Here is a 15,242-nt window from a genome sequence, read left to right on the forward strand (position 1 = left end):
ACCTTGTTTTCAGCACCGACCTTCGCCATTTCCACTACTCTTTATTCCGTCCCCCGACTCGTTGCTCACACGCTCTATGAAGCTCAAGCCTCCCTTCCGCATGAACGTGCCGATGGCCCTCACCTGGGCCCGCATTGCCATGATCCCGCTTGTCATCGGGATCTTCTACGTGCCCGCACGTGTTCTCGATCCGCACCTCGTCAATCAAATCGCCTGTGCGGTCTTTGTTCTTGCCGCCGTCACCGACGCGCTCGACGGGTTCCTCGCCCGACGCTACGAAGGGTGGGCGACCCGCATGGGGGCCTTCCTCGACCCGGTGGCGGACAAACTTCTCGTTTCCGCGGCGCTCGTCGCGCTCGTCGGACTCGATCGTTGCGACATGGCCGTGGCGATGATCATCATCGGTCGCGAAATCACCGTGACGGCGCTGCGCGAATGGATGGCGAAGATCGGCGAATCGGGGCTCGTCAAGGTGAACTGGTTCGGGAAGATCAAGACGATCGCGCAGATGACGGCCATTCCGTGCCTTCTCTGGTACGACCCCGTCTACGGGTTCTCGGTCGCGCTCGCGGGCGAGGTGCTCCTCTGGATCGCCGCGCTCCTCACGGTCTATTCGATGTACGTGTACCTGCGTGCGGCCGTTCCCTATTTCGAAGAGCAGCGGGTGAAGAATTGAGCACGGACGCCTCTTTCGCCGCCTCTCTTGCCGCTTCTTCCTCGTTCGACAGTCCGTCTTCCGTCACCCGCTCCCGCCCTCCGCGAACGGCCGAAATCTGGTGTCGCGTGATCGACAACTTCGGCGACGCGGGCGTGACGTGGCGTCTTGCACGGCGTCTTCGCGACCTGGGGCTTGCCGTGCGTCTCGTCGTCGACCGCCCCGACGTGCTCGCCAAGCTCGTGCCGGAGCTCGACCCCGATCAAGCCGAATCCGTCGTGCGCGGGATTGCCGTCGCCCGCTGGGACGATCGGGCGGCGTGCGCCGCCGAAGTCCTGGCGGAGCTTGAGATCCCTGCGGGTAAGGCGCACGAAGAGAGCGAAGAGCACGCCTCCGAGGGGGCTTTCGCCCGCTCGGCCTCCGACCTCACGATCGAAGCCTTCGGCTGCCGCCTTCCCGAGGCGGTGGAGGCGCTTCTCGCGCGCTCGCGCGAAGAGCGCGTCGCGCGGGGTCTTCCCGCGGAAGGTTCGGGCTTTCTCTACATGAATCTCGACTACCTGAGCGCCGAAGACTGGGTGGAAGCCTGTCACGACGTCTGGGGGCTGCACCCGAATCTTCCCCTTCGAAAGCTCTGGTACTTCCCGGGCTTTACAGCCCGCACGGGCGGTCTTCTGATCGAAGACAACCTCCGGGAGGATACCGAGGACTTCGCCCATCGCCGCGACGACATCCTTCGCGCACTCGGAGCCAAGCCCGAGCGCCCCGCCCTCTTTCTCTTTGCCTATCCCGTGAACGCGCTCGCGCGCCTTGCGGATGGCATCGCCGCGTCGGCCGCAGTCGAGCCCCTTACGGTGCTTGCGGCGCCGGGCGCGGCGGGTGACGAAATCGAGCGGCTCCTTCAGGGGCGCGCGGGGGTCGACGTCTGCCGCACGCCCTTCGTGCCACAGGAAGCATTTGACGACCTCTTGCGGGCGTCCGACGCCGTGGTGATCCGCGGCGAAGACAGCTTCGTGCGGGCGCAGCTCGCCGGCAAGTCCCTCCTCTGGGCCACCTACCCGACGGAAGACAACGCGCACCTCATCAAGATGGACGCGTGGCTCGCTCGGGTCGTGCCCGCTCTCGCCGAGACCGACCCCGAGAGCGCCCGAATTCTCGAGACCGCGAACCGCGAGTGGCTCTCGGGCGAACTCGAACCCGAAACGTTTGCGGCCTGGTGGCGCTCGCGCGGCGCGATCGAGCGCGGCATGGCCCGCTGGCGCGATCGGCTCTTCGCGCACGGGGACCTCGCGCGTCGGATCGTGGAGCGCGCCGAACGGGTTGAAGGGAGCTGAAGTTCCCCGAATGAGCGCGTCGACGGGCGCGTCGACTAAGGCGCCTTCGGCCCGCCCGAGCGCCTTGGAGCGCCTTGGCTACGGCTTTTCCGAAACGTTCTCGGCCGCCCTTTTGAAAACTTTGCTAAAATCAAGAGCTAAAATTTTTTCGTCCTTGGGCCCGAAGAGGTTCGCCGGGGACTTACTTTGCAAACTGCACTAGGAAAACTCGAAATGAAAACCGCACAGGAACTGCGCCTCGGCAACGTCTTCATGGTCGGCAAGGACCCCATGGTCGTCGTCAAGTCCGAATACTCCAAGGGTGGCCGCGGCGCCTCCGTCGTCAAGATGAAGATGAAGAACCTTCTGACGAACGCCACGACGGAAACCGTCTTCCGTGCCGACGACAAGTTCGAAGACCTCATCCTTGAACGCAAGGAAGTCACGTACTCCTACTTCGCCGACCCGCACTACGTCTGGATGGACGAAGAATACAACCAGTACGAAGTCGACGCCGACGTCATGGCCGAAGCCCTCAAGTACCTCGAAGACGGCATGCCCGCCGAAGCCGTGTTCTACGAAGGCCGCGCCATCTCGATCGAACTCCCGACGATCCTCGTTCGCGAAATCACCTACACGGAACCCGCCGTCAAGGGCGACACCTCCGGTAAGGTCATGAAGCCCGCCAAGCTCGCCACCGGCTACGAACTCTCCGTTCCCGCCTTCGTCGAAACGGGCGACAAGATCGAAATCGACACCCGTACGGGCGAATACCGCAACCGCGTGAAGTAATTCACGGCGTCGTTGCCGACGCGCTTGGAAGTCCCTTGCGGGACTTCCTCCGTACCGAGCCCGGCCGGGTCAAACCCCGCCGGGCTTTTTCTTTTGTCTTTTCGGCACCGCGCCGCTCAGAGGTCGACCGCGCCGAGCGTGAAGTCCTTTCCGAGGCTTCGAAGCGCCTCGCGGATCGACTCGATCTTCGTCGACTGCCGGAAATTGAGCATCCGCTCGACGTAGCCCAAGCTCATCCCCGTTCTCTCAGCCAACTCGGCCTTCGAGACGTTTGCCTCGAGCCGCGCGTTGTGCAACACGATCTTCGCCGTCTGCGTGAGCGTCAGGCGCACGACGTATTCGCCTTCCTCGGCGGGCGACGCGACCGGAATCGGTTCGTCGTCCCACATGAGAAAGTCGAGCCAGTCGACTACCACGAGCTCCGCCCACTTTTCGCACGTGTCCCCTTCATCCGGGCAGGAAACAGCCCCGGGCAGGTCGCGGCAGAGGATGGTTGTGTCCTCAAGAAAATGGCACGCAAAATCAAATTGCATGGATTTGCTTACTCTCTCTTCGTTTGAATTTTCGCCCGCCGCACCCGCAGCGCCCTTCCGCACGCGGACGGGAAGCCCGTGCAGGAGGACGACCGCCCGACGATGCGGTGGCGTCGCGACCGATTATTGACGATTTTCGGGAAGGACCTTGCGGTCCCCGCTTCCGACCGCAGGAACGGGAAACCCCCGAAGTTTCCTCCGAGGGTGTCGATTCCGTTACGGGTTGTCCAAGCCCGCGGCCGTCAATAGGGCATGGTTTCGTTCTTTGGCTTTCTTGTAGAGCGAATTCACACTCATCACCTCGAAGTACACGCCGTTCACCACACCGAAGAAATAGTCGCCGCTCGCACCGAGCTGCAAACCGGAATTTCGACATTGCTTCCTCAGGGTCGGCGTAATGTGCGCCACGATGAAGCAGTAGATCGGAAGCTTGTCCGCGCCGGTGATTTCCGTTCCGTCGGCGGCCGTCACGCCGCCGGCCCTGAGCTCGTCGACGTAGTCGAGCACCTGCGAGATCGGGTTTTCATCGAGATCGCAGTCGTCGTGCCCGGGGCGCTTGAACTCGATGATGTAGAGTTCGCCCGCATTGTCCGCCGTGCCGACCGCGAAGAGCTTGAGCGCCGCACGATCCGTCCGCTGATCCGACGTCAGACAGTGGACGAACGTCAGTCGCTCGTCGATCAGCCAGAGGTTCTGCTTGTCCGTGCCGACGGCCAAGCGATCGTCCGTGTTCATGGGATAGAGCAGCGAATGGATCGCCTTTTCCTTCCGGAAGCCGCCCTCTTCGCTGAGGCTCATCGCCTTCTCATACATTCGGAGGTAGAAACGGCGCGACGCCGCAAGCTTCACGAGATCGCGCGCGAGAATGGGCTCGATCCGCTCGGAAAGCTCCCGAATCTTGCTTTCAGCCTCTTCCCCCGACCAGTCGACGGCCATCCAATCGTCGACCTCCCGACGTTCCGCGCGTTCGTACTTGTGGAATTCCTCCCGGAAATATTCCCGGACGTCGGATACGGACGCATCGGGCCTCACGTACAAACTGTCGCGTCGCCGGTTCAGGAAGGCCTTGTACTCGGGCGCCTCGGTGTCCACGAACTCTTGCAGCCTGGCGTTCGACTTGACGGCCAAGCGCTCGAATTCGGTCTTCAGGTATTCCGAGCAGATCTCCTCGACCCGCTTCAAAATCGCTTTTTCCGAAGGGTGGTCGTCGCTTCCCTCCGTTCCCCATTCGATCACGTTTCGTTCGTTGCCCACCAACTCGTCCAACACCCGAGACTTCACCAGGCCCAGGAACATCCTGTCGGCGCCGTCCGCGTCGGGCATCAAGGATTCGATCTTCGGATCCAAGGCGGTCGACGCCTTGCAGACGACGCGACCGCCCGCGCAGTAATAGATGCCGGGGCGCAGGCCATTCTTCGACTTGAATTTCAACGTCTGCTGAAGAAACTCGAAGTCGTACCCGGCCAGGTTGAACGTTTGCTTCTCGGTCGCGGCAAGTCGCATTCCTTCGAACACGTCGTTAGCGCACAGGCTCTCGCCCGCGCAAACCACGCGAATCTTCGGAACCGTGCCGCTCGCAAAGTCCCAAAGGAAGTGCCCGATGATGAGATGCACGATCTCTTCGGCCGTCACGTCGTGCGTCTGCTCCATCCCGTCGATCATGGATTGCAGTGAGATCGTCGTCCGGACCGCCTCGTCGTCGCCCGCCTTTCGCGTGCTCTCATTCTCGATGTCGCTCGTAGAAAATTCGAAGCGGCGGAAGTACTTCTCTCCGCTCGACGCCCGATAGACGCTCTCCACGACGACCTTCCGGAAGGCCTTCAGCCACAGGAAGCGGCCGATCCCCTTGCAACCGAATCGGGCCGCCTTCCGGTCCGTATCCATCGTGCAGAAGGACTCAAAGTTTTCGTCCGTGAAGCCTTCGCCGTTGTCCGTCACCCGGATCGATTCGATCGGACGGTCATTCGTCGGGTGCCCCTTTCGCGTCGGTTCGGCTTGCAGCTTCAGGCGGATTTCGACCGTGATTTCGGCGTTCTCCGGCTCGACGTCGGCGCACGCTTGAATCGAGTTGGCGACGGCCTCCAACAACGCGTCTTTGTAGCTTGTGATCTTCCGGAGCCTCGAAAGATACCCCGAGACATTGGCTTTCATGACTGGACCTCGGTCCCTGTGTGCAACTCTCCTCGGGCCGCAGACCCCGAGGCGGGAAATGGCGTACGAAACCGCGAGCCGTATGCCGGCGGGCGACCCGTCGGCCCTGCGGTCGGGCGTCGCGGTGTTGTTCGACGAAGATAGCAAAATCTCGGCAGGGGGATGGGGGGTCCGCTCGCTTGCGGCGTTGCGCTCGGTCCTCGACGCGCTCCACGCCCGGCGAGCGCCCGAGAAAGCCCTACCTGCCCGACTTTCAACGTCGAAGGCCCTACCAGGTCGTGCTATGATCACGTCTGACACGAAGCAAGGGGGAGACTCTGCATATCTGCCACCCTGCATCATTGACAAGGCCCGTGTTACCAGCACGGACTTTGTCGCATCCGCACTGCTTTCGGAGGTCCCTCCGTGGCGCAAGCCACGGATCCGGAACCTCGCGCGCGGTTTGGCTGATGGGCCGGGCGAAACGTTTGCCTGCCTCGTTCGTGCCTTCGAAAGCAGCCTCAACGCGTGAGGGATCGCTCGGTCCGTCACGCGTTTTCTTTTCTTCGTCCTGCATTCTTACGCAGCCGTGCTCGTGCGCACGCCGCCGATAGCCGCTCACCGTCCCGGTCGACTGCCCTCCCTTTCAACCGCCTGCGCCGCACGGAAACACGTATTGCCCGCCGTCACGCAGGTCGTCCCGTCCGGGCGCGATAGAATTGCGCAACAAGACCCCATTTGCCGACCGACTTCGAGCCCGTGTGTGATGCGAAGTGTGGGAGGTATTGTGGGAGGTAGAGAAAATCAGCTGAAAATTTCCATGGATATCAAGAAGGATAATGCGATGTACATGCGCATCGCGCACATCGCCGCCGAACGCAGCTACGCCCGACGTCTCAAGGTGGGCTGCGTCATCGTGAAGAATCACTCGATCATCTCCTTCGGCTGGAACGGGATGCCCACCGGGTACGACAACTGCTGCGAGATGGAAGTGAACGGCGAGACGGTGACGCGCCCCGAAGTGCAGCACGCGGAATTGAACGCCATCGCCAAGCTCGCCGAAAACGGCTACTCCTCGAAGGGAGCGTCGATCTTCATCACGCACAGCCCCTGCATCCACTGCGCGCTCCTCATTCAGAAGTGCGGCATCACCGAGGTCTTCTACCACGAGCTCTACCGAAGCGAAGACGGCCTCAACTTCCTGAAGCGTGCGGGGATTCGCGTCGAGCAGCTTTGAGGCCCAACCGTCGGTCTCACCCGGACGAGCGCAGGCCCATAGGGGAAACGGGGTGCCCGTCGGCACCCCGTTTGCTTTTCAGCCGCCCTCCTGCGGGCGGCTTTTCTCGGCATCTTACCCGAGGTGCTTGAGCACCACGGCTTCGAAGACCTTCACCCCGTTGATGAGGTACTTCGGGTCGAAGGTCATGTTGGGCGCATGGAGCCCCGGCGTCGCGCCGACCCCGACCCCGAAATAGGCCGCCTTCATCGAGGGCTTCGCGAGCTTGTAGCAATGGAAGTCTTCGCCGCCGCCACCGCAGTCCGCGGCCAGAGCGTCGTCACCCAAGACTTCGCGGATCGCATCGCCCACTTCCGCCTTGAAGTCCTCGTCGTAGACCGCAGCCGGGCACGTGAGCAGGATTTCGAGATCGGCTTCGGCTCCGTGGGCTTTCGCAGCGTATTCGACGGCGGTCCGAATCTTTTCCATGTACTCGTTCATGAGTTCGTTCGTCTGAGCGCGCACGTCGAAGGTGATGGTCGCGCGATCGGGAACGATGTTGGTGCCGCCCGCGTCGGCATGGAACTGCGTCGCCTTCGCGGACCAGACGCCCGTCGGGTTGAGCCAGATCCCCTGCACGGCCGCCACGATCGCGCCGCCCGCGTCGATGGCATTGACACCCAAATGGGGACGCGCCGCGTGGGCGCCGCGCCCCTTCACCGTCACGCGAATCGTGGTGGAAGCCGTGTGGCGCACGCCCGAGCAGACCTTCCCCGCGGGGAGGTCCTGAATCGGACGAATGTGGGCGCCCAAGACGTAGTCGACGTCCTCAAGAATGCCCGCCGCGATGAGCGCGTTCGCGCCCGCACACGTTTCTTCGGCGGGCTGCAGGACGAGCTTCAACTTGCCGCGCTTCACCTTGCCGACGAGGCGGCTTGCGGCCGCCAGGAGCATCGCCGTGTGGGCGTCGTGCCCGCAGGCGTGAATCGCGCAGTCCTTCCCGTCGATCACGAAAGGAAGCGCATCCATGTCGGCGCGAAGCATGACGACGGGGCCGGGTTCCGCCCCTTCGATCACGGCCGTCACACCCGTCGTGCCGCCAACGCCGCGCTCGACCTTAAGGCCGAGGGCTTCGAGTTTTTCCGCCGCATACGCCGCTGTGCGCACTTCCCGCATGGCAAGTTCGGGCATTTCGTGAAGGTCGGCGCGCAACTCCGCCGGATCGTAAATCACGCTCATTGGGGTCCCCTTTTGACAAAATAGAAAAACTGGCATTTCTCGTACCACTTTTAAGCGTACGATAACCTTGAACGAAATATTATGCCTCCGAGCGGACGAAATCGCGTTTTCACGCCTTGACGACCTGCCGCTCGTTTTTCCCGTTTATCGACTTTCTCGTGAGGCCCCGTTCCCATGACCACCGACACCTCCGCCCCGACGGACGCCGACGCGAAAACCCGCTGCAGTGCCGCCGCCCCCAAGCCCGACCGCATGGCGCGGCTTGAAACGATTCCCGTCCTCAAGGAGGAAGCGGAAACGATTCGGCTGATGGCCGAGCTCTACTGCAAGGCCCACCATCCCGAGCTACGCTCCACCGAGGACGGTCTTTGCCCCGAGTGCCGAGCGTTCGTCGAGTACGCGCGAAAGCGCCTCGCTTGCTGCCCCTACGGGGCCGAAAAGCCCGTCTGTGCCAAGTGCCGCATCCACTGCTATAAGCCCGCCGAGCGCGAAAAGGCCCGCGAAATCATGCGGTGGGCGGGCCCGCGACTCCTCTGGCGACACCCGATTCTGACCCTCAAGCACCTCTTGAAGGAACGCCGCGAAGCGCCCGAAAAGCCCCGGAACCGTCGCGAGACGGCGCCCGCTGCTGCATCGAAGGAAGCACCGAAGGAGGCCCCGAAGTCGCCTTCCGACGCGGGCGCCCGATAAGAGACCCCGGACACCATCGCTTCCCCGGCGACTCCACCCCCGTTTTTTTCTTTTTTTTGCACCCCCGGAAACCCCGCATGCTGCTTCTCGTTTTTCCCGTTCTCGCCATGATCCTCATGGGCGCGCATCTGATGTTCCACGGCTTCGGCCTTCTCGCCTTCGCAGTCTTCGTGCCGATCGCGATCCTCTTCGTGCCGCACCGGTTCGTCGCGTACTTCTCCTCGGCCCTTCTCGCCCTGTTTGCGCTGGAGTGGGTGCGTGCCGGCGTTGTGCTCGTCATGAACCGCATCGACGCCGGGCGCCCCTGGATGCTTGCGGGCGCGATTCTCGGCGCGTGCGCGGTCTTCACGCTCCTTTCCGCCGCGGTCTTCCTCTCGCAGCGGCTGCGCCGCCGCTACGGGCTGCTCCCGAAGGAGGCCGAAAAGATTGCGGCCTGAGTCGATTGGAGTCGGCTTGAACTCGATCGCGGTCGTTCGAGCGCCGTAGGGTCTCTTCGGCCCCAATTTCAACCTCTTCTTCGATCGGACCTGTTGCGGTTTTGCAACAGGTCTTTTTTCTTTTCTTGGCAAAGACCCACCGAGCGGAGCCGCAGTTTTCGGGCGATGCCGCGAACGCACCGCAACGTCGTGTTTCCTAACGATTTTCCGCTCGACACGATGTCGACTTCGGGTGCAGGATAAAGAGATCGGGCGCGTCGCGCGGGGTCTCAACGGAGCAACTCACCCCGGCAAATCTTTCGCGGAAATTTGACAAACGGTCGGAACGTCTCTAACATGCCGTCAATTTAGCCGCGAAAACGTGCCCCCACGTTCGCGGCCTTTTCTTGACCGTAGTTTTCTTCTCTTCCCCTTGAAGGAGATTTCTTAATGTCCACGAATGACACCGCCTTGACGATTCGCGACATGATTGAACCGGCGATCATGGCCGCCGGCGGCTGGGTGAACACCCACGCCCATGCCGACCGCGCCTACACGCTCTCGCCCGACGTGCTCGAAATGCGCCGCACCTGCACGCTGCAGCAGAAGTGGGACGCGCTCGACCGACTCAAGCGCGAATCGACGGAAGAGATCTTCTACCGCCGTTTCTGCCTCTTCTTTGAAAACCAGATCAAGCAGGGCGTCACCGCGCTCGCCACGTTCGTCGACATCGACCCGCAGTCCGAAGACCGCGCGATCAAGGCCGGCATCCGCGCCCGCGAACACTACAAGGACCAGCTCACGGTCAAGTTCGCGAACCAGACTCTGAAGGGCGTGATTCATCCCGAAGCCCGCAAGTGGTTCGACATCGGCGCCGAAATGGTCGACATCATCGGCGCGCTTCCGAAGCGCGACGAACGCGACTACGGCAAGGGCGACGAAGCGTTCGACATCATCCTCGAAACCGCGAAGCGCTACAACAAGATGGTCCACGTGCACGTCGACCAGTTCAACGAATCGCTCGAATACGAAACCGAACAGCTCTGCGACAAGACGATCCAGCACGGCATGCAGGGCCGCGTCGTCGCCATTCACGGGATTTCGATCGCCGCGCACTCGAAGAAGTACCGCGAACGTCTCTACGCCCGCATGAAGGAAGCCGACGTCATGATGATCGCCTGCCCGACCGCCTGGATCGACACGCCGCGCTCCGAGCAGATCGGCCCGATGCACAACTCCATGACCCCGGTCGACGAACTCGTCCCGGCGGGCATCACGGTCGCGCTCGGTACCGACAACGTGTGCGACGCCATGGTGCCCTGGAACGCCGGCGACATGTGGCATGAAATGACCACGCTCGCCACGGGCTGCCGCTTCGACTACTTCGACGAACTCGTCAAGATCGCCACCGTCAACGGCCGCAAGGCGATCGGCATCGACTAATTAGGATAGGTTGAGAGTAAGAATCATGTTCAAGTCCCATATTGCCGAAGACATCCTCGCCGAACATCTCGTCTCCCACGGCGCGGTTTCGTTCCTCACGGAAGCTCCGATGCGACTCAAGTCGGGTCTCATCACCCCGATCTACGTCGACAACCGCACGCTCACGGCCTTCCCGGACGCCTGGCGCGACATCATCGAAACGATGGCTTCGCGCGTGGCCGAACTCAACCTCGAATTCGACGTCGTCGCGGGCGTTGAAGGCGCGGGCGTCTCGCACGCCGCCGCCCTCGCGTACCGTCTCTCGAAGCCCTCGATCTTCGTTCGTCAGACGGCGAAGACCTACGGCAACCACAGCCGCGTCGAAGGCGCCTCGGTGAAGGGCAAGCGCGTCCTCATCATCGAAGACCACATCTCGACGGGTCTCTCGCTCCTTTCCGCCGTCGAAGCTCTCAAGGCCGAAGGCGCCGAAGTGACGGACTGCCTCGCGATCACCTCGTTCGGCATCGACGAAACGACGAAGCTCTTCAAGAAGGAAAACGTCGTCTGCCACGAAATGCTCGACTTCTCGAAGGTCCTTGACAAGGCCGTCGAAATGGGCAAGCTCACGGCCGAAGAAAAGTCGACCCTCGGCGACTGGCTCCAGAACCCCTGGACCTGGGCCGCTCGTCACGCCATCACCCCGACGGGCAGCGAAAACTAACGCCGCCGCGTCGATCGGGCGCCGCCCTCCGTTGAAAAACCGACGGGGGCGGGCCGCAAAGGGCCCCGCGCTTTCCGCGCGGAGCCTTTTTTCGTTTTTCGTTTTTCCCTTTTTTCATTGACCCCCGACCGGCGCTTTCGGGCCGGTCCCGTTCCCTCCCAAGGAATATGACCTCCAAACCGAAGCAGAAGCTCACCTTCCTCGAACTCACGATGGCGACGATCCTCAACATGGTCGGCTCGTCCATCATCCTCATGCCCACGAAACTCGCCGAAGTAGGCACGATGTCGATCTTCGCCTGGGCGATCACCATTCTTGGGTCCACGGCCGTTGCCTACGCGCTCGCACGCTGCGGGATGCTCTCGCGCAACCGCGCGGGGCTCGGCGGCTACGCCGAATACGCCTTCGGGAAGTCGGGCAGTTACCTCGCGAACTTCACCTACGGCCTTTCGCTTGTCATTGCCAACCTCTCGATCGCCGTCTCGGTCGTGGGGTATGGCGTCATGATTTTCGAAGCGACGCTGACACCCTTGGAAATCGGTCTTTGCACCATCGTTCTCATTTGGGTGACGACCGTCATCAACTTCCCGGGCGTACGCATGACGGGCGTCGTGAGCCACGTCTTTGCCTGGGCGCTTCTCATTCCGATTCTCTTTTTGTGCGTGGCGGGCTGGTTCTGGTTCTCGCCCGAGCGCTTTGTTGCGGCCTGGAATCCGCACAACATGACGCTTTTCGACGGGATTTCGGCGTCCTTGAGTATGACCCTTTGGGGCTTTTTGGGGCTTGAATCCGCGTGCGCGAACGCCGACGCGGTCGAAGACCCCGAAAAGAACGTGCCGCGCGCCGTTCTCTGCGCGACGGCGGGCGTGGCGGTGATTTATCTGCTCTCGAACAACGTTGCGGCGGGTATCGTCGACAACGCGACGCTCGCTGCCTCGACCGCCCCCTTCGGGCTTGTCTTTGCGACGATGTTCACGCCCTTCGTGGGCAAGGTCGTCATGGGCGTCATGGCGCTTGCGGAAGCGGCGGCTCTCATGAGCTGGCAGTTCACGCTCGCGGAAGTCTTCCGCGGGTCGGCGGCCGAAGGCTATTTTCCGAAGATCTTCGCTCGCCTCAACAAGCACCGCGTGCCCGTTGCGGGGATGCTCATCATCGTGGTGACGCAAACGCTTCTGGCGCTCCTTACGGTCAATCCGCGTCTTGAGGAGCAGTTCTTCATTCTCGTCGACCTCGCGGTCGTGACGAACCTCGTTCCCTATCTCCTTGCCTTGGCCGCGCTCAACGTGATGGTGCACCGCGAGGCGCTCCCCGCGCGCGACGCGAAGCTCACGGTTCGCCTTGCGGCCGTGGGGTCGATCTATTCGCTCTACGCCCTCTACGCCTGCGGTCCGACCGCGATGCTCTGGGGATCGCTGGCGACCTTCCTCGGCATGTGGCTCTACGGCTACGCGGGGCGCGATCTGGAGCGCCGCGTGGCGGCGGGGCGCCCGTTTGCCGACATGAACGACGAACGCCGGGCATAACGTCAGACAAGCGCTCGAGGAGTTCGGGAGCTTTCGGGCTCCGCGAGCCTCGCGAAATCAACATTTGACGGCGCTCGAAGGCGGTGCGATGCGAATCGCGCCGCCTTTTTCTTTTCGCGCAAGCGCCGCGTCTCGGCCCCCTGCAACTGCCGTTTTTCCCGTGTGCCGGGGCCGATCGGCTGCGCTACACTTGGTAGTCCTCCGTTTCGCAGCACGCCCCGCGTGCCAACATTCAATGAAGTACCTCATCGTCGACGACCACGCCCTCATTACGAGCGCGCTTTCCATGATGCTTATCGACCGCGATCCCGCCGCCGCGGTGCTCACGGCCGAAACCGCCGAGGGGGCGATCGATCTCGTGCGGCGCGAAGGCGACACGGCGGACCTCTTGATTCTCGACCTCTCGATGCCGGGCGTCACCGGGACCGAGCTCATGGAGGAGATCGTTCGGATTCAGCCGATGCTGAAGATCCTCGTCGTCTCGGGCCTGGTCGATCAGCAGAGCATCATGCGCGTGCTGCAACTCGGTGCGGCGGGGTTCGTGCCGAAGAGTCTCGACACCGAAATGCTCGCAAGTGCCATCGACTTCGTACTGAAAGGGGGCGTTTTCATCCCCTCGAAGCTCCTCGCGGAATCGCAGCGCCTGGGATTCTTCAACCGCACGGCCGCAAGCCTCAAACGCGAAACCGAAGAGCCCGTCCACCTGACGGAGCGCCAGAAGGACGTCCTCATGCTCCTCGCGCAGGGCGCCCCCATCAAGCGGATCTGCCGCGAGCTCGACCTCTCGGAAGGCACCGTCAAAACGCATGTCGCGGCGATTTACCGTGCCTTCGGCGCCTCGAACCGCACGGAAGCGCTCCTTGCGGCCCGTCGCGCGGGGTTCGACATCGAGCTTTGAGCACTCTTGCACCTGCGTCTTGCCCGTCGGGACGTATTGAAATTCAAAAAGCCCGGTCGTTCATGCCGACCGGGCTTTTCTTCTTTGCCGAGCGTCCCGTTTCGCGTCAGAGCACGCGCGCGAGGAAGGTGCGCGTACGCTCTTCCTTCGGATTGGCGAGCACCTCGTCGGGCTGACCCTCTTCGACGATGCGGCCTCCGTCCATGAAGACCACGCGGTCGGCGACCTCGCGCGCGAAGCCGATTTCGTGCGTGACGACGATCATCGTCATGCCGGATTCCGCGAGCTTCTTCATCACCGCGAGCACTTCGCCCACGAGTTCGGGGTCAAGTGCGGAGGTCGGCTCGTCAAAGAGCATCACCTTCGGATCCATCGCGAGCGCCCGCGCAATCGCCACGCGCTGCTGCTGTCCGCCCGAAAGGCTCGCGGGGTAAGCGTCCGCTTTCGCGGAAAGGCCCACTTTGTCGAGAAGCTTCAGAGCGCGCGCCTTCGCGTCCGCCTTCGAGCGCCCGAGAACGATTTCCTGGGCGAGCATGACGTTTTCGAGCACCGTCTTGTGGGGCCACAGGTTGAAGCGCTGAAAGACCATCCCGAGGTGTTCTCGGAGCACGTTGAGGTTCGTCTTCGGGTCCGTGACCGAAACGCCGTTCACGACAATTTCGCCCGAGGTGACGGTCTCAAGCGCGTTGATGCAGCGGAGCATCGTGCTTTTCCCCGAACCCGAGGGCCCGAGCACCACGACTTTTTCGCCCGGTCGGACGGCGAAGTCGATGTGTTCGAGCACGGTGTGGTCGCCGAACACCTTTTTGAGCCCTCGGATTTCGACGATCGGTCGGATGTCGGCGGCAGGAGTCGTTGTCATTTTCTTTTGATCCTCACTTCAAACCTTCGTCGCCCTTGCCGAGGTGCGCTTCGAGTCGGCGGATGCCGTAAGCCAAAAGGAGCGTCATCACCCAGTAGACGCAGGAAATCGTAATGTAGGGTTCCCAGTAGCGGGCCGAGGCGCCCGCGACGGTGCGGGCGGCGTAGGCGAGTTCCGCGAGGCCGATCGCGGAGATGAGCGACGAATCCTTCAGAATCGCGATCGCGTTGTTGCCGAGTGCGGGGAGCATCCGACGGAAGGCCTGCGGGAGAATGATGTGCCGCATCGCCTGCCCGTAACTCATCCCGAGGCTGCGCGCGCTTTCCATCTGGCCTTTGTCAAGCGACTGAATCCCCGCACGGAAGACTTCCGACATGTAGGCTCCGGCATTCAACGTAATCGCACAGACGCCTGCGAGCACCGCCCCGTACTGGCTGCGGATGTCGCGCGCGAGCGACCCGTCGATCAAAAGGCCGTCGACCGGATGAATAAAGAGCGGCAGCACCGCAAAGTGCATGAGAAAGATCTGCACGAAAAGGGGCGTGCCGCGGAAAAAGCTCACGTAGACCGCGATCGGCCAACGAACGCCGTAGTGAAGGAGGGCGTTCGCGGCCGCCGTACGAGCGGAAGCGAGGCGCCCCATGCCGAGAAGCGTCCCGAGAATGAGACCGAGGAGCACGCAGACGATCGTGATTTTCACGGTCATCCAGGCGCCGTTCAAAAAGAGCGGCCAGTATTCGACGATGACGTCGGAGCGAAATCCGAACATGACTTGGTGACTTGGTTGGGTTGAAAGCAAAGGGAGATGGGCGAAATCGGGATTTCGGCGGGTCGG

At 62.4% G+C, this 15,242-nt stretch carries 15 protein-coding genes; 10 read left to right on the forward strand and 5 right to left on the reverse strand.

The window, feature by feature from the left end; all coding sequences use genetic code 11:
* The first annotated feature begins 76 nt into the window (after nucleotides 1-76).
* The 3 genes from pgsA (at nucleotide 77) to efp (ending at nucleotide 2,757) form a co-directional block, all read left to right on the forward strand.
* The gene (gene pgsA / locus S6FBBBH3_RS08170; RefSeq protein ID WP_120177280.1) at nucleotides 77-676 is read left to right on the forward strand and encodes a CDP-diacylglycerol--glycerol-3-phosphate 3-phosphatidyltransferase; all 600 of its coding nucleotides are present in this window, start codon (nucleotides 77-79) and stop codon (nucleotides 674-676) included.
* Nucleotides 677-771: 95 nt separating this feature from the next.
* Nucleotides 772-1,986 (forward strand): elongation factor P maturation arginine rhamnosyltransferase EarP, encoded by a 1,215-nt coding sequence (earP, locus tag S6FBBBH3_RS08175; protein WP_408646505.1) that lies wholly within the window; start codon nucleotides 772-774, stop codon nucleotides 1,984-1,986.
* A 213-nt stretch (nucleotides 1,987-2,199) separates the two neighbouring features.
* Nucleotides 2,200-2,757 (forward strand): elongation factor P, encoded by a 558-nt coding sequence (gene efp / locus S6FBBBH3_RS08180; protein ID WP_120177282.1) that lies wholly within the window; start codon nucleotides 2,200-2,202, stop codon nucleotides 2,755-2,757.
* Between the two features lie 116 nt (nucleotides 2,758-2,873).
* Here efp and S6FBBBH3_RS08185 read toward each other — a convergent pair whose 3' ends face one another.
* Together S6FBBBH3_RS08185 and S6FBBBH3_RS08190 are read right to left on the reverse strand one after the other, a co-directional pair.
* Nucleotides 2,874-3,290 carry a type II toxin-antitoxin system HicB family antitoxin gene (locus S6FBBBH3_RS08185; RefSeq protein ID WP_120177283.1) on the reverse strand — a complete coding sequence of 139 codons (417 nt, stop codon included), beginning with the start codon at nucleotides 3,288-3,290 and terminating at the stop codon, nucleotides 2,874-2,876.
* Between the two features lie 216 nt (nucleotides 3,291-3,506).
* Complete coding sequence (locus S6FBBBH3_RS08190) at nucleotides 3,507-5,855, reverse strand: ATP-binding protein (protein WP_123957683.1); 2,349 nt, start codon at nucleotides 5,853-5,855, stop codon at nucleotides 3,507-3,509.
* Between the two features lie 385 nt (nucleotides 5,856-6,240).
* Between S6FBBBH3_RS08190 and S6FBBBH3_RS08195 the strand changes: the two genes are divergently transcribed.
* Nucleotides 6,241-6,657 carry a deoxycytidylate deaminase gene (locus S6FBBBH3_RS08195; RefSeq protein WP_120177285.1) on the forward strand — a complete coding sequence of 139 codons (417 nt, stop codon included), beginning with the start codon at nucleotides 6,241-6,243 and terminating at the stop codon, nucleotides 6,655-6,657.
* A 114-nt stretch (nucleotides 6,658-6,771) separates the two neighbouring features.
* Here S6FBBBH3_RS08195 and S6FBBBH3_RS08200 read toward each other — a convergent pair whose 3' ends face one another.
* A complete protein-coding gene (locus S6FBBBH3_RS08200) occupies nucleotides 6,772-7,875 on the reverse strand; it encodes an amidohydrolase (protein WP_120177286.1) in 1,104 nt (367 codons plus the stop codon).
* A gap of 174 nt (nucleotides 7,876-8,049) precedes the next feature.
* On the opposite strand from S6FBBBH3_RS08200, the gene S6FBBBH3_RS08205 reads away from it, so the two are divergent.
* From S6FBBBH3_RS08205 to S6FBBBH3_RS08230, 6 genes are all read left to right on the forward strand, one after another.
* The gene (locus S6FBBBH3_RS08205; RefSeq protein ID WP_232008770.1) at nucleotides 8,050-8,565 is read left to right on the forward strand and encodes a nitrous oxide-stimulated promoter family protein; all 516 of its coding nucleotides are present in this window, start codon (nucleotides 8,050-8,052) and stop codon (nucleotides 8,563-8,565) included.
* Nucleotides 8,566-8,642: 77 nt separating this feature from the next.
* Complete coding sequence (locus S6FBBBH3_RS08210; RefSeq protein WP_120177287.1) at nucleotides 8,643-9,002, forward strand: hypothetical protein; 360 nt, start codon at nucleotides 8,643-8,645, stop codon at nucleotides 9,000-9,002.
* Between the two features lie 429 nt (nucleotides 9,003-9,431).
* Nucleotides 9,432-10,424 carry an amidohydrolase family protein gene (locus S6FBBBH3_RS08215; protein WP_120177288.1) on the forward strand — a complete coding sequence of 331 codons (993 nt, stop codon included), beginning with the start codon at nucleotides 9,432-9,434 and terminating at the stop codon, nucleotides 10,422-10,424.
* Nucleotides 10,425-10,449: 25 nt separating this feature from the next.
* On the forward strand, nucleotides 10,450-11,124 hold the full coding sequence (locus tag S6FBBBH3_RS08220; protein WP_120177289.1) for an orotate phosphoribosyltransferase: 675 nt from the start codon (nucleotides 10,450-10,452) through the stop codon (nucleotides 11,122-11,124).
* 167 nt (nucleotides 11,125-11,291) lie between these two features.
* Nucleotides 11,292-12,647, forward strand: coding sequence for a putrescine-ornithine antiporter (potE, locus tag S6FBBBH3_RS08225; protein ID WP_120177290.1), 1,356 nt, complete (start codon nucleotides 11,292-11,294; stop codon nucleotides 12,645-12,647).
* A 235-nt stretch (nucleotides 12,648-12,882) separates the two neighbouring features.
* A complete protein-coding gene (locus tag S6FBBBH3_RS08230) occupies nucleotides 12,883-13,545 on the forward strand; it encodes a response regulator transcription factor (protein ID WP_120177291.1) in 663 nt (220 codons plus the stop codon).
* Between the two features lie 106 nt (nucleotides 13,546-13,651).
* Here S6FBBBH3_RS08230 and S6FBBBH3_RS08235 read toward each other — a convergent pair whose 3' ends face one another.
* Both S6FBBBH3_RS08235 and S6FBBBH3_RS08240 read right to left on the reverse strand, forming a co-directional pair.
* Nucleotides 13,652-14,407, reverse strand: coding sequence for an amino acid ABC transporter ATP-binding protein (locus tag S6FBBBH3_RS08235; RefSeq protein ID WP_120177292.1), 756 nt, complete (start codon nucleotides 14,405-14,407; stop codon nucleotides 13,652-13,654).
* Between the two features lie 13 nt (nucleotides 14,408-14,420).
* Nucleotides 14,421-15,176: an amino acid ABC transporter permease gene (locus tag S6FBBBH3_RS08240; RefSeq protein WP_120177293.1), complete on the reverse strand. Its 756-nt coding sequence runs from the start codon at nucleotides 15,174-15,176 to the stop codon at nucleotides 14,421-14,423.
* Nucleotides 15,177-15,242 lie beyond the last annotated feature (66 nt).

Source organism: Sutterella megalosphaeroides (assembly GCF_003609995.1).
Classification (GTDB): domain Bacteria; phylum Pseudomonadota; class Gammaproteobacteria; order Burkholderiales; family Burkholderiaceae_F; genus Sutterella; species Sutterella megalosphaeroides.